Consider the following 16867-nt stretch of genomic DNA (forward strand, 5'->3'; position numbering starts at 1 on the left):
CTCCTCATCCTCGACTTATGTGCAGTGCACAGTGATGTGGAGGCGATGTTGATATCCCCATTGTTAACAGCCTCTTCGACCGCTCCAACTCAAGCGGTAGCGTGCTCCCAAGTCCAAAGGGGACAGCCATGCTCGAACACTTATTCCGGAAGGTTCACACGTGTTACGCGGGATCGCGCAATGGCGCTTTGTTGGAAGATTTCGCCACTTGGCTCATGTCGACTGGGTACGCCCGCCCCACAGCCTGTCGTCAGTGCTAAGGCTAAAGGAAGCTCTCGACCGGATGGGCTCAGCGGCGGTTGATTGGGACACCGGCGTTGAGAGATTTTGTCGCAAGCATTTGCCCCCACGTCATGTATGGACGGCCCCCTCTCGGCAAGGGCTTTTTTAGTGCTTCGGCAACGGATCGGGGAGCGGTCATGTATACGGCCTCTGAATGCGGCCATTGACCGCGGGCCCTGATGGAGATCGCGGATCGAATTCCAATCATTGCGGCGCGCTATGACGCGCGATGACGTGTCTGAGCTGCTGCCGGTTTGATGGACACCGGCTTAAGCTAATCCCACCTTGCGCTCGAACTCAACCGGGCTGAGATAACCGATGGTCGAGTGCCTGCGGGTCGTGTTGTACAACAACGTTTGAGAACGCCCACAGGACCGTTCTTGCGAAGTACTATATCGGCATCATCCTTGGTTTGGTCGCCGAGTTTGCGTTCATGGGACCGTCTCCAAGGCTGATGATGTCGTTTTTCGTTGCACTCTGGACGGGTCGCAAGCAGATCGTTGGCTGGAAGTTCCAGCATGGATGTTCGACCGGACGGCGTGCCCTGACGCTGAGCTTTTGACAGCTCAGCCGTTTGTTAGCATCGATGCAATTGCCGCGCTTTCTGCGCTTCTCGATCTGGCGTTGAAGGCTCGAACGCCATCAGCTGCCCTGGTTTCTGGCGCATCCAAAGGCTCTCACGACCAGAATCGGGGAGCGACTCATGTCACGCCAGACAGCAATGCCAGGGAGCGGATACCGACACAATCAAAAACCGCGGTCGCAGCAGCAGATGGATCTGTTCGGGAGCGGCCTGTTGAACAGCGCCATCGGCGCGCCGGCATGGTCGGAGCTGCCGGCAGAAGCGCGGGCGGCCCTCACGAGCCTGATGACGCAATTGATCCTCGACTACGCTGCGGCGACGGCAACGCCGCGCGCGAAGGAGGTCGGTCATGATCTCTGACAAAGTCAGGCCTCATCATCTCGCGCGCAAGGCAATTCTTTACGTGCGTCAATCCTCAGCGCATCAGGTGTTGCACAATCGCGAGAGCAGCGCGTTGCAATACGCTATGCGAGACCGGCTGACGGCGTTCGGGTGGTCCGAGATCGAAGTGATCGATGATGATCTCGGTCGGTCAGCCGCCGGCGGGGTACAACGCGCAGGCTTCGAGCGAATGGTGGCGGAGGTCTGTCTCGGTAAGGTTGGCGCGGTTTGCGCCCGCGAGGTCTCGCGCTTCGCTCGCAACAGCCGGGATTGGCAGCAACTCATCGAGATGTGCCGTGTGGTCGATACCGTTCTGGTCGATCAGGAGACCATCTATGCGCCAAGGCACGGCAACGACCGCCTGTTGCTCGGGCTCAAGGGCAGCCTCAACGAGTACGAGCTGGATCTGTTGCGCCAGCGCTCGCTCTCGGCCCGCTACGAGAAGGCGCGCCGGGGCGAGTTGGTTGTGGCAGCGCCGGTGGGCTTCGTGAAGTCCGGCGACCGTTATGAGAAGGATCCGGATCGGCGTGTCCAGGAAGCGATCAAGCTGGTGTTCGACAAGGTCGAGGAGCTGGGCAGCGCGCGACAGGCGCTCTGCTGGCTCCACGAGTACAATCTCGATCTGCCGGTGAAGCAGACCAACGGCGACACGGCCTGGCGGCGACCGAGCTACTCCGCCATCCACCGGATCATTGAGAACCCGGTCTACGGCGGCGCCTATGCCTATGGTAAGACGGCTGTGGCGGCGGGATACGGCGCCGAGGGCGTGAGCGTGAAGATCCGCCGCAAGGCGCGGAACGAATGGTTGGCGCTAAAGCCCAACACCCACGATGGGTACGTGAGCTGGGAGAGGTTCGAGGCGATCCGCACCATGGTTAGCAGCAACGTTCCCACCGGTCGGCATCACGGCGCGCCCAAGCACGGTGACGCGCTGCTGGCCGGTCTGATCCGCTGCAAGCGCTGCGGTCGCAAGCTCACACTCCGGTACTCCGGCATGAAGCACCATATCCCGCGCTACAGCTGCAGCCGCGCCTGGATGGACAATGGCAGGCCCTCACTGCATCGGCTTCGGCAGACTGCGCGTCGATGATGCAATCGAGGAAGCACTGCTTGGGATCGTCGGTCCGGGCGCTATCGCCGCTGCGACCGCTGCCGCCAACGAGGCCAGCGAACGGCGGGATCAGGTGCGCGAGGCTCTCAGTCGCGACCTCGAAGCGGCGCGCTATGCCGTCGACCGGGCCTTCCGGCAATACGATGCCGCTGATCCCGCGAACCGGCTGGTGGCGGGCGAGCTTGAAGCGCGCTGGAACAGGGCGCTTGCTCACGCGGCGGAGGTCGAGGGCAAGATCGCCATGCATGAGGCGGCGACGCCCACCCCCATTGCTGATCCAGCGTCGCTCGGCGTTCTGGCCTCGAACCTCAAAACGGTCTGGGATGCGCCGACGACGGATGCGCGCCTCAAGAAGCGGATTGTGCGCACCCTCATCCATGAGGTCGTGGCCGATATCGACGATGCGGCCTCCGAGATTGTCCTCATCATCCACTGGGTCGGCGGCGTTCACAGCGAGATACGCCTGCCCAAGCGCCGGCGCGGGCAGCGTAACAGCACCTCCGCCAGCATCATCGAAGCTGTGCGCCAACTGGTGCTGATCGCCAATGACGATCTGATCGCCGGCCTCCTCAACCGCAACGGCCTCAAGACCGGTAACGGTCATCGCTGGACGCGCGAGCGTGTCACCTCGATGCGCTCGAACTATCACATCCCGGTGTTCAAGCCCGCCGAGGACGGGATCGAGCCCTGGCTAAACCTGAGCAACGCGGCAAAGCTCCTAAAGATTGCGCCCAAGACGCTCCGGCTCGCCGCTGGAGCCGGCGAGATCGCAGCCATCCATCCGCTCTCGGACGGCCCATGGATCTTCGCCCGCACCGAGCTGATAACAACTGCTGCTCAATCTATCGCCGAACGAGCGCGACAGAACCCAAGATACCCCACAAAATCGCATCCCAATCAGCAAACTCTCTTCAGAGTAAGCCGCTGTTCGATGGGATGCACGAATGGGTGACCACCGAACTGCGCCACACTCTCGCGCTCCTCCGAGGTTCGCGAGCCGATCGACTACATGCTCAAGCGCTGGGCCGACTTCGCCCGCTTCCTTGATGATGGCAGAATCTGCCTGACCAACAACGCTGCGGAAAGAGCGCTGCGCGGTATCGCTCTCGGAAGACGTAATTGGACCTTTGCCGTTTCTCAGCGCGGGGCAGACCGGGCCGTTGTCATGATGACGCTTCTCACCACCGCACGCCTCAACGACGTCGACCCGCAAGCCTGGCTCGCCGATGTTCCGGCCCGTATCGCCGATCTGCCTGCCTCGCGCCTGGACGAGCTGCTTTCTTGGAAATGGAAACGGCTACGCGCGGTCGAAAAACCCTTCGATCAGCGTCCCATCGCAACCTGAACGTCTCAACATGCCAGCGACCATCATAACCGAGACCGTCTATGCCCGCGCGCAATCGTTGAGCGGCCGTCCTCGGACGCGTACGGACCGCCCAGCGTCTGACTAATCTGATCTCGCTCTTTTGCATCCTGAGTTGGCGGGTGTTCTGGATGACGATGCTCAACCGTTCCGCCCCAGACGCGCCGCCAACCCTCGCGTTGACTGCGACTGAAATCGGCGTGCTCGATCGCCTCGTCAACGACAAACCAAAACCAAGACCGAAAACGCTCTCGCACTATCTGATCAAGATCGCCCGGCTCGGCGGCTATCTCGCTCGCGCCACCGATCCGCCGCCGGGCAAAACCGTCATGTGGCGCGAGCTGTCACGCCTCACCGACATCGCGCTGGGCGCCATGGTCGGAGAAGAATTTGTGGGTAATTGAAAGCTTCACCGGACGGATACGTGAAATATGCCGGCTGTCGCTCCGCACACCGTCAGGATCGGTACGCAACCGGGACTCACCATACGGAAGATTCAGCCCCCCGCGGGGGACGCGTCCGCGCCCCGGCCGGCGACCGGCTATGCTGCGAACTGCCCGCCCCATCGGGCGCTCCCGCCATCGTGTTTAGCTGCTGCTGAAGCCCGTTGAACCGCCTTCCCGGCTCGTCTCATCTTCTTGGATTGATGGGGACAACCAGCAGCAGAACCGCCTTGTTGGGCATGCCATCGGTGGCAAGTGAAGTTATGAGTTCGCGCGCGGCACGCACGCCTTCGGACGGTCCATCGATGACGATTCCTCGTTGTCCGCGCAGAGGCGCTAAATGCACGCGCGTATCGACGTACGGTCGGATTACGTCGATCACGTTGGTTGGATCGGCATGGCGGAGGTGGATGGTCTGAAAATCACGCCGTCCAGCGGCAAGATCAGTCAAGCGCGCCACCCTAACTCTCTGGTCGACTGCCGCCAGTCCGTAGCCATGCTTCGCCAGCGCTTCGTCCAGGAGTCGCGGGACCTCGCTCGCCGGGACCTTGCCAGACGTCCGAAGCGTCATCTTTCCCCCCACAACTGGATCAATCATAATGGGCATCGCCAGAACATCGCTCGCAATGTGCTCCACAACCGTCCGAATATCGGCTTTGATGTAGTTGAGTTGCACGCGTGTGCTATCGGAGATGACCGGCAGCCGCTTGACGCTAGTGATCGGCTGGGCCGCCGGCCCTTTCAGCAGTTCAAAGGTAGCTGCCGGCGTTACCGGCTCCTCGCGCGAGTGTTCGGAGCCTGCACATCCGGTCAAGATTAGACAAAAGAGCGTCAGTAACGTTGGCCGCAACGGATAAGAGAGACGCTCTTGCTGAGAGTACATTGATTTTCCGCCGAATAAGTGGATGGGTTTAAGCAATTTTTAGCTCGATCTCGATCGGGGCGATATATCCGGTGGCGGAATGCAGCCTTATTCGATTGTAGAACCTTCGATGAAGCGAAAATATCCCTCGCCGCCTCGGCGCGGGTTCGGTATCGGCGATGACGGACATGCTCGGTCTTCAGGGTGTGGAAGAAGCTCTCCATTGGGCCATTGTCGTAGCGATCGGCTTTGCGGCTCATGGAAGCGGTGATGCCGGCAGCCGCGAGCGCGTTGCGACGGCGTCGTCTGCGTCGTGGGGCGCCACGCCGCCGATATCGGCTCCTGCCGGAACTTATCTACCCAACGCCGCAGCACGGAGTCGCGCAGACCGAGCTCCTTGGCCACAGACGTGATCAAGCGGCCACTCGACACCTCCAGCTCAGCGGCCTGCCGCTTGTACTCCTCGGTAAACGATCGGCGTTGACGTCCTTCCATTTGACACCTCTTGGCTCATCGAGCCTACTACAGGTGTCCACTCATTTGCGCCTGCGCGGGTGCAGCGATCATCTGAAGTTCCTGAGCAACGACTCTTCTGGCTCCGTACCACTCACTGGTTCTCTTTTAGCGCATATTGCCGATGATAGTCTCGTTTGTCCTCTGATCTTTCGAAATGACGTTTGACATCAGTTCAGTACCCTGATGGAGCTTATCCATAAGCGCTTGCAAATAAATCAGATCCATTTGCCCTTCACTGTTGGCGCTATCAACCCGTGCCTTAATATTGTTAATGGCGGCCTCGAACTCCAATTGCATACCCAGCTTGTCGCGCTTATTATTCTCGATCGGGATGCCGTTCTCCACCATCCATTCAAAAATGTCGCGCCTGTTGCCGTGCCAATCAGTGAAGGCGCCATAGGGGGCCGACTTCTTTGGATTGGTCGGTTTATTGGCACGCAGGGTCTCAAGTGCGCTATTCATGTCTTTGAGAACATTGTTCCGCGCCGCCATATGCTCCTCTTCAGACTGCATCTGGGTCTTGTAGATGCCGTGGCGCTCCTTCAGGATCAGCATCAGAGTCACGCACCAGGATAGCTCAAGCTCCTGGAAGGTGTCTGCACTCGACACAGACAAATAGTGTTGGATTCCTGCAACGTGATTGATCATCCCACTCATCCTTCTAAAACAGTTCCAGACGATGCCATGCGCTCATGCCATGTTGATTATTCTGCTTCTCGTCTCGCTTTCGGCGCTACGGATTTCAGCAAGCTTGCCCATAACGTCATGAAACACTGCCTGATAATAGTCCGAGAACTGCTTTTCGTCGTCCACCTGGGCCTTCGACCTGGTGCTATCCGCGTTCTGCTTGATCTGCTCCTCCTGATAGTGGGTGGCCCCCAAAGTCGCGCCAGCCGCCACGAGCTTGAAGGTTTCCGTTGTGATCGCGTTCATGCCATTCCATTTCATGTTCTCCTGCTGGGCAGCTGTTTGTGCTTGAGCAACGCGCGTAAATTGGAGTGAGTCCATACCTTCGGGCGGCCGGGCGTCAGCCTCGAGCGAGGCGTTAGGTGCATTACCTTCACCCGACGACCAGCCCCCCTCCCGAGGGGGAGACTCGATCTTGCCATCCTGGAGCTGCGTGTTGCCGTCCCACTCTGCGATGCCTTGCGCTTTACCACTCGCGTTTTGCAAGAGCTGCAGCTCGCCTTCCGCCGCTTCGAGGCGCCGCAATTGACCCGCACGGTCATTCAGTACTTCCGGCTCCAATTCGCACCTCGGAGGCGTCCTCTGGATCTTGATCTTAAACAGTTCATCGAATCGCGCTTGAGCCTGGCTAGCCCCTTTGAGGCTTATAGCGCCACCGGCCATTGTGCCGCCCGAGGTGAGTATCGACCCAAACAACTGACACAGTCCCGAATCGCGAAGCGCCTTGGCGGCCGCGTCCTGCGCAGCGATATCGGCACCGAGCGCAGCCCACTTCCCCTCTCTTGCCGCTTTGAAACACTCCCTGTTGAGCCGAACAATGAGCCTGGCGATTGCCGATATGTCGGTCCCCGTCGCAAAGTCCTTCAGCTTAGGTTGAACGCTCGAAAGCTTCTCATAAATTGCAAAGTCGGGGAGCGCCGAGAGGCCTGCCGACTCCCGCGCGCCATCCGCAACCTGCCCAAATGGAACCTGCCTCTCAGGCGCGGTTCCAGCGCAGGAGGGTGCAGAGATCGGAATCAACGGAGTTTGGGGACTCGCGGCGGTGTCCAACGGATCAACGCGGGTAACACCTACCTGTTCAATAACAACCAACATAGCTGGGTTCCTTACGCGAGAGGGGAGGGCTTGGAGCTACTGTTAGCCGAAGTGGCGGCTGAGTTTCGCGTTGAGATCAATCTGGCGTTCGACGGCCTCGACAGCCTTCTCTGTGGTCTCCTTTCTGTCGAGGAGCAGCTGCTTGATGAAATCCATGCCGTCGTCTTGAAGCTGCTTGTACCAGGCAATGCGCTCCCCTGTGTCCAGCGCTTTCGCCTGAGCGTCCGTTGCCTTCTTCTGCTGAACCCCACTCGTGATGCCAGCACAACCCTCTGCCAGCGAAGCAACTGCTTGGCCGGCTTGAGCGGCAGTTGAGACGCTCTGACTGATCCGAACAATTGTGGCGGGGTTCGACGTTCCCTCAGCGAGCGCAGATGCGGCTTGAGTAATGACCTTCGAGATCATGGCTCCTAATGAGCCAGGGTTGCTCGCGAGGGAGGCAAGTCCACGTAGGGTAGAGGCGCCCCTCTCACCGAGGTGCCTCAACATCGCGGCGCCGCTCAATCCATTCGCAGATGCATTGGCGGCAAACCCTGCGCCTCCCGCCAGCACGGAGACCGCGAATACAATGCCGATCGAGATGCCCATGGCCACCCTGTTCGCCTCGGCGGAGTCCATCCCGCAATGCTCCATGAGACTCGTAGCCATCGCCTCAGTCATCTTATCGACGACTCCCGTTTCACTGAGTACCGCCACTCCGCCAGTAACTGCTGCCGCCACCGCAGCCAGAGCTCCGCCAGTGCCAACGGCAGCCACGACCGACAGTCCGACCGCGAGCCATCCGAGGAGCTTCATCGCGCCAGAACTCTGCTCCGACCGCGCCAATGATTTCGCCGCGTCTCGGATGTTTTCCGCTACTCGTTCGTGCAACTGCCTTTGTTGCGCTTCACAGGCCCGGATATCCGCCATTCCGCCCGCGACCAATCCGTCGGTCATCTTGATCTTCAGCGCCAGCAACGTGGTAAGAAGATCGGCCGAATCGAACACACGAGCTACTGGTAAGCTCGGGATCAAACCTGACTGGAATGCCTCTCCGGAGACCAGCGGCGGCAAATTGTTAGGATCCGCCGTATACAAGTTGAGTGAAGGCTCCGTGGCGGAGCGATCAAACGGAAGCAGCGCCCCCACTTCGCGTACTGTTTCGCTGATTGCACCCGTGTTCAAACTATGCATTGTCGAAAGTCTCTCGAGCTTGCAGCCGGTCAAGCATTATTCGCGCGCGCCGAGCGAACGTGGCATGCTCAGGTTTTCCAGCACTCCGCGCCAAGACATCGCCGAACGCGCCAATGGCCGCTGTGGGCCGTTTGAGCTTGAGAAAACATTCTGCAGCGCGAAGCGGTATCTGCGGATCCTGGCTATTTAGCACCCCTGCCAAGCTATAGGCGCGCACTGCGACTTCCGCGCGCCCAAGCACCTGACTAGCGCCGGCCAGACCAAGCCAGAATCGTGCATCGGTGTGACGGTGTAAGCACAGGAAACGAAAGAAGCTCAGCGCGTGCTCGTACTTGCCGCAACGGTAGTAGCGGTGGCCAAATACATACAGCGCCTCAAGCTCGTCATCCGTGATGCCGACGACGTCAGCCAGTTCAGCGCGCCCCGCCATGAGGTCGACGGCGAGTTGCGCCAGCCCACCAGCTTCAATCGCATCAGCCGCGCCAGCGTGCTTGTCACACCTGAGCCGCCCGGTCATATCAAATGCTCCCCAGCGCTGGACACATGCATCGAAATCAATATCGAGTTGCGCTCAGACCCAAAGTATCGCAGAGCGCTGCCAGCTCGCGCTCACAAGCCTCTCGAAAGTCTTCATCGCCGCCTTCCCATGCAGCAATTAGGGCGGCGCTGACGGCCTCATCGTCCAACAGACGAGCCAACCGATCTCGTTGTTCGCCGAACTCCCTCAAGAGACGGTCCATCTGCTCGGTTGTTTGTCGCGCCTTTTGCATTGCTTCGTCCAGATCCACCTTCCCGCTCCTTAGCCATATGTCGAAACAAGCATAGCGGGCTCACCATCGAACGCTGCATGCGCACGCAGCCTCGATGTACAGCCAACTACCTGCTGAATCGGGCGCGCCCACGTCTGGCTATGGGGAGTAGCCCGCCCCTTCTCCGGTGAGGCGCTGCGTAAGTGATAGATCCCACGCCTCAGATGAACGCTTGTACGCGTCACCCCTGAGATCGCCTCTGAAACTACTTCGTCTATGTTGAGAGAAAAAGTAGTTTATTCATATGGAAACATAGGCGGGCACGATGGGGCGGCGCGTCTGGACGCGAGTGCAGCCAAGTGCGGTTCGGTGAAGGCCCGCGTCGGACGGCGGCAGCGCGGTCTTCTCCGGCGTCTCGACAAGAATAGCCTGCGCCAGCATTTCGTGGGGATGTCCCGCTTGATGTTGAAGATCAGGGAAGCGGACGTTGCGTGACGATCATGCTAGCATTACAGGTGCAATTTTTGTTTGAGATGGGGCTTGCGCGCGTTGGCCTGATGAGCCCTGCGCCAGGATGACCATGCGAGGATGTGGGCGTGCGAGATGCGCCGCTGGGCAGGCTTCATGGCGATGCCGCGGATCTCTTGGATCGGCCAGCGGATCAAGAACGATGCTTCGATCGAGGCCGCGTTCGGGTTTTTTTGAGCAATGGCTCAGTGCTGGCTCGATGGAGCGCCGTTTCAGCAAGGAAGTTATCCAGCGCAGGATTTTCATCATCTTCCCTCCAGCTAGCAGATAGACCAACCGGCGCCGAACGCGCGCCATCCCGAATCTCCCGGTGAACCACAGCCTCCGCGCTCGCGCTTAGCGAGCCTTCAAGCTTGAGGCCAATCCCCAAGGACGCACCGGAAGCGCTGTTTCTCTGTGCCTACGAGCGCTATGCGAGCGAATATCTGAGCGCTCTTCAAAAGCCCCTGAGCTCCGGGGCTTTGTGGAAGCGCCTCACGGCGTTCCTCGACTTGACGATAAAGAACTTCCGTTCCGGCTCCCCGCCCAGCGGATGCCCGACTACGCGGGGATTAATGGAATTGGGATCGGTCGAAGGTGACGGGTTGGACGAGCACGCGCCAATCTTCACGGACTAGCTTAGCTAGTACCCGGAATCAGAGCTGAGTGATACGGCGGCCTTTGAAACGGCGTTGACGGACCTTTTGCTTGGTCCAGACGAAGGGCTCGGCTTTGTCGTTGTAGGCGTTGACGTAGGCATCGATGTGTTCCTGAAGCTGCTTGAGGCTTGTGAAGGAGGTGCCGCTGAGCGATTGCCCCTGCAAGATTGAGAACCATACCTCGACCTGGTTGAGCCAGGACGCACTTGTCGGCGTGAAATGGAATTGCACGTTGGGGTGGGCCTTGAGCCAGTTCTCATTCTTCTTGTGGGTGTTGAGGTTGTCGAGGATGGCGTGAAGCTTTCGGCCCGGAAAGGCCGCGGTGAGGCTGTTCATGAAATCGAGAAACTCGACACGGCGACGGCGTTTGGAATGCGTAGCGATGATCTTTCCGGTGGCGACTTCGAGCGCGGCAAACAATGTTGTGGTGCCATGCCGCTTGTAATCGTGGCTCTGGCCGGTCAAGGCGCGGCCATTGGGCACCTTCAGATAGCCCTGCGCTCGCTCCAAAGCCTGGATCGAGGGCTTCTCGTCCACGCAGAGCACAATAGCTTCGCCGGCGGGGCGACGTAAAGGCCAACGACATCGGCGGCTTTGGCCGTAAAGTTCGGGTCATTGCTCTCACACCAGGACCTGCGAGCCGCGAGGTCAATCTTGTGGCTGCGCAGGAACCGCCAGACATATTGGACGTCAACATCGCCGAGCGCTTCGGCCAGCAGAGGGCCGGTCCAGCGCGCAAATCCTTGCGGGGGCGGCTTATCCAGCAGCTTCAGAATCCGCTTGTCGGTCGTCTTCGTATAGATAGGCTGCTTGCCGGGCCGCGGCTTGTCTTGCAGCCCTTCAAGGCCTTGGTCGGCATAGCGATGCCGCCAAAGGCTGACAATCCGCGGCTGGACCCCAACTTCCTTGGCGATCGACCGGGTGCTGCGCCCGTCCGCCGCCAACGGGACTATCCGCGCCCGCTTCAAATCGCGCTGCAATGTTATCGGTGAGCGACAACACGCCTCAAGCACCTTGCGATCTTTCCTCGAAAGGTGGACTTCTCTTGCTTCGGGTATCATCCCGACCTTGAATCACGACTCACGTTCCAAGAAAAGCGGGTAGTAGTCTTACTGCGTCACAATCATGATGGCGCATGGCCCTCGATTTGGATTGCGCAACACGGACATCTTCGTAGACGCCTAACCGATGTGCTCGCGAGGCGCCGCCGCATTGTAGCGATCGAATTCGGCATGTGACGCTCGGTTCTGATGGGGAGCGCCACGAGGCTTTTGAATTTTGGAAGCGCAAATTCTTTGACGAACGCGGGCCGACGAGGTCGTGAGGGGGGGAATCGTCTCCGTTTCGGAGATCAGAAATCCGTAGGCGGCGATGCATAAACGTGGCGTGGTGATGGAAGCCGCGCCAACCGCGCCCTTCATAATGCCCGAGGCCGACCTCCTGCTTGAGCTCTTGATCGTCGCGTTCGATGCGCCATCTGAGCTTGGCCAAATCGACCAGGGCGCGGAAGGAGATGTTTCCAGGCAGCGTCGAGAGCCAGTATTTCGTCGGCTCCGATTCGTCATCAGGCCATTCGATCAACAGCCATTCTTCGGCATGCGGCTCGCTTAGCCAGTAATCGCGATGAGCGGGGCGGACCCGGAGCCGCGCAAAGCGCGACGTCAAGGAGTCAGCGCTGCCTTCCCGCCAATTGACATTCCGCCAAGCTTGTTTCGGTAGACCGAGAGCAAGTTCCTTGACCGAGCAAGGCTTATGACTTGCCGTCCCGGCGCATCAATTTCGTCGGCCGCCCATTGCCCGACCATTTCTTAGGCGGCAGCGGTCCCATGCCGGGCGGCCACGCGGACTTGTTCAGCAACATGCCCGCAACATAGCGCAATTGCAACGCCGTCACTTCCTTACGCAGCGTCGTATCCGCGCCATATCCGGCATACATAGTACCACGCCACGCTCAATGTCTGCTTCACAGGCCGATCGGATTTGCTCCAGCGCGATCTCGGGCTTGGTCTTAAAAGATAACATCCTTGGGCACACCGGCCTTCTCTCGACGTTCCTCTCCTCGGCCCAGCTCTGGGGCAAGTACAAACGATAGGCGATTGGCAAGCTCGCATGGTGATTGGCAACCGACAGCGAAACCGCCACTTGGCAATTGTCTTGCTTGCCAAGTTGCCCGCAATATTGACGCGCCACCCCGACTGAATGCCGCCCCTTCTTGGGAAAGCCAGTGTCATCGATGATCCAAGCTTCAATCGGGCCGTGCCGCTCCATCTTCGGCTGCACCATCTCCCGGACCTTGGCCAAGACCTTCTGGTCCGAGCATCCGCCCATGCCCACGAAATGAAACAGCGATTTATGCTGAGCTGCTGTGCGCTCCGGAGATGTGATCGCCGCCATCGGCTCTACGCTCTTGCGCTCACCAGGCAACATCAGGCCAACACAGTAATGGCGTAGCGGCTTCGCCGATCCGCATGCCCGATGCGCTCACCAGCCCGTCCACATAAGCCGCAAATCGCGCTTCACTTCCATCTTTGCTTCGGCTACCCATTTTAAAATCCTCTTGCCTGAGGCCTCTGGGTAGCTGATTCACCCTCAAATGCGCCCGCGACTTCTGACTGAGTAAGCCTAAGGGTCGCGTTGGTAAATCCACGCACATCCGATAGATGCCGTCTGTAGCGATCAAGAAGAGATGAGAACGGGTCTGGTGTTGAATTCTCTGAAGAGCAGCCGCCTCGCGGCGAGAAACGGTTCAACGGCGCATCGGGTGCCCTGCAATGATGGGGCGGACGGCCCCCGAACGGCATCGATGTGCCAGACTGGCGATGTGAGTCGAACCAGACAAAGGGGACCGTCCATGACGAAGATTAGCACGATTGGGTTGGATTTGGCCAAGAACGTGTTTCAGGTTCACGGGATTGATGCATCGGGAACAGTTGCGGTGAGGCGGCAGCTCAAGCGGGCAGCCGTGGAGAAGTTCTTTGCGGGGTTCGCGCCGTGCCTGGTTGGCATGGAGGCTTGCGGGAGCGCGCATCATTGGGCCCGCGTGATCAGGCGCTATGGCCATGAGGTGCGACTGATGCCGCCGGCCTATGTGAAGCCCTACATCAAGCGCAACAAGAACGACGGGCGGGATGCGGAAGGTGTCTGCGAGGCAGTGAGCCGGCCGACGATGCGCTTTGTTCCGGCGAAGAGCATTGAGCAACAGGCCACGCTGGCGGTTCATGGCACACGCCTTGCTGGTACGCCAGCGGACGATGGTGGCAAACGCCTTGCGGGCAGCGCTGGGCGAACTCGGGATCGTGGCCGCGCAAGGACATCAGGGACTGAGCGAGCTGATGGCCAAGCTCGAGGAGCCGAGCGAACAGATCCCGGAGATGATGCGGTGTGCTCTGTTGATGCTGGCCCGACACTGGCAGGCGCTCGATGCCGATGAGCGCGTGCTTGAACGGCAGATCGCGAAGGCGGCCCGGTGCGATCGGGACGCGCGCCGGCTGATGGAAGTCCCAGGTGTCGGTCCGATCATCGCCAGCACAGTGTTGGCCAAAGTGCCCGATGCGAAGGTGTTTCGGTCCGGTCGGGACTTCGCGGCCTGGATCGGGCTCACCGGCAAGGACCACGGTACTGGCGGCAAGCATCGCTCAGGACGAATATCCAAACAGGGAGACCGCGTGTTGCGAGCGCTGCTGATCAGCGGAGCCAGCTCGCATCTGCGGCAACAGAAGAGGCGTGGTGTTACCGATCCGTGGCTGCGCGATCTTTTGGCGCGGCGGCCTTACAAGGTCGCCATGGTGGCCTTCGCCGCCAAGACCGCCCGCATCCTCTGGGCCATGCTGAGCAAAGGAGAAGCTTACCGAGACCGCGCGAGCGCGCCGGCTGCTGCCTGACTGAGGGGCGACAGCCGCCGCGCTCGCGCTCATTCCTATCGGAAGGGCACTCAAGGTGTGATGGCAAATGGTCAGGAAACCGGGATCGGGAATGTCCGAAATTTTGTGTAGCGATTTCTGTGAAGGTTGAAGTTGGTATTTGAGATATTGACTGGTGGCATCGACGGCATGGCCGACCACTTTGCTTGGCCGGACCGAGCGGTCAAGCCCCGAAGCCGCGCAGCGGCGCGCCGCAGGCGCGGGGCTTGACGGCGAAGGTTCGGACCAAGCGATCATCGTCGGCGCCGTGATGTCGATTGTGCTCATCAGCGGGCGGTTCCTGGAAACCGCGCACCGAAGTGGATGGCGAACTGCCCCATGGCGGCGGTCCATTCGACCGGCCGCCGCCAATGAACGCCGGCGTTCTTGATGGCGAGATACAAGAGCTTGAGTGCCGCCTCGTCGGTCGGGAAGCTGCCGCGGGTCTTGATGATCTTGCGCAAGCTTCGGTGCAGCGCCTCAACCGCATTGGTAACCGGTATGAGATGTCTCGGTGCCAACGTTCCGCTGCGGTATTCTACATCGTAGCGTATGGTGCGACCATCGGGACAGAGGCACCGGGAGCACGATGTGCGGGCAGGCCGATACACACGATGAGCCGAGAGCTCGAGTTAGTAGCTGGCCGCCTCTGCGACTCGCCCGGTTGCGCCGAGAGCGCGAATCCGTAGTTGTCGTGTCGCCCGACAGCTCCCGTCATGTATCTGGCAGGAGGAGGTGCGAATGCGACGGGTAATTGGCATTGATGTCCACCGAACCTTCGGGGAGGTGGTGTTTTGGGAAGACGGCAGGCTCCGACATGCGGGCCGCATTGATATGACGCGGACTGCGTTGGAGGGATTTGGCAAGACCCTGCTGGCCAGTGATGAGGTGGTGGTCGAAGCGACCGCCAACAGCATGGCGGCCTCGCGAGTGCTGGCGCCGTTCGTGGCACGGGTGATTATCGCCAATCCGCTGCAGGTGAAGGCGATCGCCCAGGCTCACGTCAAGACCGACAAGATCGATGCCGGCACGCTCGCCAGTCTGCAGGCGGCCGGGTACCTGCCGCAGATCTGGACACCTGATGCGGAGACTGAACGCAAGCGTAGGCTGGTGGCGCGGCGCTACCAGGTCGTGCGGCACCGTACGCGGCTCAAGAACGAGGTGCATTCGATCCTGCACGCGCACCTGCTCCCGAAGTGCCCGCACGCCGATTTGTTCAACGCTCGCGGCCGGGCGTGGTTGGCCGCTCAACAGCTGCCAGACGATGAGCGCGCGGCGATCGATCGGCACGTCCGTGAGCTTGACCGGCTGGCGGAAGACCTGGCCCTGCTCGACCGCGAGATCGCGCAGGACGCCATCGACGATTCCGCGGTCAACCGATTGATGACGATCACCGGCGTGAATCTGGCGGTCGCCGCCGGCATCGTGGCGGCGATCGGCGACATCAGCCGGTTCAACAGCCCGCAGAAGCTGGTGAGCTATTTCGGGCTGAATCCGCGGGTGCGGCAGTCCGGGCTGGGAGCCGCCCACCACGGCCGCATCAGCAAGATCGGCCGCAGTCATGCGCGTGCCATGCTGGTTGAGGCGGCTTGGGCCGCGGCAAAGGCGCCCGGTCCACTGCATGCGTTTTTCGTTCGCATCCGCGCCCGACGCGGCCATCAGATTGCCGCGGTCGCCGTGGCTCGCAAGCTCACGGTGCTCTGCTGGCATACGAAGGGCGAGGATTACCTGTGGGCGGGCCCATCGCTGGTCGCCAACAAGACCCGCGCGATGCAGCTTCAAGCCGGGCATCCACAACAGAAAGGCAGCCGGCGCGGGCCAGCCTATGCCTACAACATCAAGGCGCTGCGCGACCGCGAGATGTTGATTGCCGCCCGGGCAGAGCAAAGCTACGAGCGCTTGGTGACGCAATGGAAACCACGGCGGCCAAAAACCGGCGCGCGGGCGCCTCAGCTCGGCAGGACAAAATAGGGCAGCCTGGTGGCGCTTGCAGCCGATGCGCCACGCTTCGCCACGAGGTCGCCCGCGCCTGACAACCATAACCGCGGCTGACGGCAAGGTCTAGCCAGGCCAGGAACGCAGTCCCGTTCCACGCCAGCGTGCCGTCGTGCTCGGGCCGGTCAAGGCCAAGCCATACGGTGGCCGCAAATGCGGCCAGCCTTGACCGCCCCTGCGCGCGGCGGCTGCGAGATCGGTGGCCGGGACGGAAGAATGGCCCGCAGCGCGACCGAACAAAAGAATGGACGTACGGCGATCTCCGCAATCGTTGCTTCGGCCATGAAGAAATCGCTTGTCCATCTCATCCGTCGTGTAGATCATCTTGCGGACGCCAGGAGCTAACGCGAAGAACGGCACGACGTGTTCCCAGGCGCGGCGCCAGGCCTGGCCGATCGCCGGATAGCGCTTGCCCCATTCGTCCTCGAACTCCTCGAGCCGGACCAGCGCCATGTCGGCATTCTCGGCCCGGTAGATTGCCTTGATGGCAGGCAGGATCGCCTTGCGATCCTTCCAGGCTACAAACGCCAGGCTATTGCGGATCAGGTGCACGATGGGGTTG

The 16867-nt window shown here is 60.5% G+C and carries 12 protein-coding genes and 8 pseudogenes; 7 read left to right on the forward strand and 13 right to left on the reverse strand.

Features of this window, described 5'->3' with window-relative positions; translation table 11 throughout:
- Positions 1–1054 precede the first annotated feature (1054 nt).
- From QA643_RS28290 to QA643_RS28310, 5 genes and pseudogenes are all read left to right on the forward strand, one after another.
- The gene (locus QA643_RS28290) at positions 1055–1225 is read left to right on the forward strand and encodes a hypothetical protein (protein ID WP_283028978.1); all 171 of its coding nucleotides are present in this window, start codon (positions 1055–1057) and stop codon (positions 1223–1225) included.
- Positions 1215–2336: a recombinase family protein gene (locus tag QA643_RS28295; protein ID WP_283028979.1), complete on the forward strand. Its 1122-nt coding sequence runs from the start codon at positions 1215–1217 to the stop codon at positions 2334–2336. The genes QA643_RS28290 and QA643_RS28295 overlap by 11 nt, the downstream gene beginning before the upstream one ends.
- A gap of 94 nt (positions 2337–2430) precedes the next feature.
- Positions 2431–3309, forward strand: coding sequence for a hypothetical protein (locus QA643_RS28300; protein WP_283028980.1), 879 nt, complete (start codon positions 2431–2433; stop codon positions 3307–3309).
- Positions 3270–3702: pseudogene (locus tag QA643_RS28305) on the forward strand (transposase); the annotation flags it as partial. The gene QA643_RS28300 and the pseudogene QA643_RS28305, both read left to right, overlap by 40 nt.
- 149 nt (positions 3703–3851) lie before the next feature.
- Positions 3852–4124 carry a hypothetical protein gene (locus QA643_RS28310; protein WP_283028981.1) on the forward strand — a complete coding sequence of 91 codons (273 nt, stop codon included), beginning with the start codon at positions 3852–3854 and terminating at the stop codon, positions 4122–4124.
- A gap of 226 nt (positions 4125–4350) precedes the next feature.
- On the opposite strand, the gene QA643_RS28315 is transcribed toward QA643_RS28310, so the two are convergent.
- The 11 genes and pseudogenes from QA643_RS28315 to QA643_RS28365 form a co-directional block, all read right to left on the reverse strand.
- Positions 4351–5082: a hypothetical protein gene (locus tag QA643_RS28315; protein ID WP_283035107.1), complete on the reverse strand. Its 732-nt coding sequence runs from the start codon at positions 5080–5082 to the stop codon at positions 4351–4353.
- Positions 5075–5321, reverse strand: a pseudogene (locus tag QA643_RS28320) (integrase core domain-containing protein); the annotation flags it as partial. The pseudogene QA643_RS28320 and the gene QA643_RS28315, both read right to left, overlap by 8 nt.
- 82 nt (positions 5322–5403) lie before the next feature.
- Positions 5404–5520, reverse strand: a pseudogene (locus tag QA643_RS28325) (transposase); the annotation flags it as partial.
- Positions 5521–5646: 126 nt separating this feature from the next.
- Positions 5647–6189: a hypothetical protein gene (locus QA643_RS28330; protein ID WP_283028982.1), complete on the reverse strand. Its 543-nt coding sequence runs from the start codon at positions 6187–6189 to the stop codon at positions 5647–5649.
- Positions 6190–6231: 42 nt separating this feature from the next.
- Positions 6232–7323 (reverse strand): hypothetical protein, encoded by a 1092-nt coding sequence (locus QA643_RS28335; protein ID WP_283028983.1) that lies wholly within the window; start codon positions 7321–7323, stop codon positions 6232–6234.
- Positions 7324–7365: 42 nt separating this feature from the next.
- Complete coding sequence (gene sctE, locus QA643_RS28340) at positions 7366–8529, reverse strand: type III secretion system translocon subunit SctE (protein ID WP_283028984.1); 1164 nt, start codon at positions 8527–8529, stop codon at positions 7366–7368.
- Positions 8489–9013 carry a SycD/LcrH family type III secretion system chaperone gene (locus QA643_RS28345; RefSeq protein ID WP_283028985.1) on the reverse strand — a complete coding sequence of 175 codons (525 nt, stop codon included), beginning with the start codon at positions 9011–9013 and terminating at the stop codon, positions 8489–8491. Before QA643_RS28345 ends, sctE begins: the two co-directional genes overlap by 41 nt.
- 37 nt (positions 9014–9050) lie before the next feature.
- Positions 9051–9284: a hypothetical protein gene (locus tag QA643_RS28350; protein ID WP_283028986.1), complete on the reverse strand. Its 234-nt coding sequence runs from the start codon at positions 9282–9284 to the stop codon at positions 9051–9053.
- A 459-nt stretch (positions 9285–9743) separates the two neighbouring features.
- Positions 9744–10022 carry a hypothetical protein gene (locus QA643_RS28355; RefSeq protein WP_283028987.1) on the reverse strand — a complete coding sequence of 93 codons (279 nt, stop codon included), beginning with the start codon at positions 10020–10022 and terminating at the stop codon, positions 9744–9746.
- Between the two features lie 386 nt (positions 10023–10408).
- A pseudogene (locus QA643_RS28360) lies at positions 10409–11472 on the reverse strand (IS630 family transposase).
- A gap of 120 nt (positions 11473–11592) precedes the next feature.
- Positions 11593–12956, reverse strand: a pseudogene (locus QA643_RS28365) (IS701 family transposase).
- Between the two features lie 306 nt (positions 12957–13262).
- On the opposite strand from QA643_RS28365, the pseudogene QA643_RS28370 reads away from it, so the two are divergent.
- A pseudogene (locus QA643_RS28370) lies at positions 13263–14292 on the forward strand (IS110 family transposase).
- A 305-nt stretch (positions 14293–14597) separates the two neighbouring features.
- On the opposite strand, the pseudogene QA643_RS28375 reads toward QA643_RS28370, so the two are convergent.
- Positions 14598–14804, reverse strand: a pseudogene (locus QA643_RS28375) (transposase); the annotation flags it as partial.
- A gap of 265 nt (positions 14805–15069) precedes the next feature.
- Between QA643_RS28375 and QA643_RS28380 the strand changes: the two are divergent.
- The gene (locus tag QA643_RS28380) at positions 15070–16281 is read left to right on the forward strand and encodes an IS110 family transposase (RefSeq protein ID WP_283034960.1); all 1212 of its coding nucleotides are present in this window, start codon (positions 15070–15072) and stop codon (positions 16279–16281) included.
- A gap of 321 nt (positions 16282–16602) precedes the next feature.
- Here the strand turns inward: QA643_RS28380 and QA643_RS28385 are convergent.
- Positions 16603–16860, reverse strand: a pseudogene (locus QA643_RS28385) (transposase); the annotation flags it as partial.
- Positions 16861–16867 lie beyond the last annotated feature (7 nt).

The sequence above is a fragment of the Bradyrhizobium sp. CB3481 genome (assembly GCF_029714305.1).
Classification (GTDB): domain Bacteria; phylum Pseudomonadota; class Alphaproteobacteria; order Rhizobiales; family Xanthobacteraceae; genus Bradyrhizobium.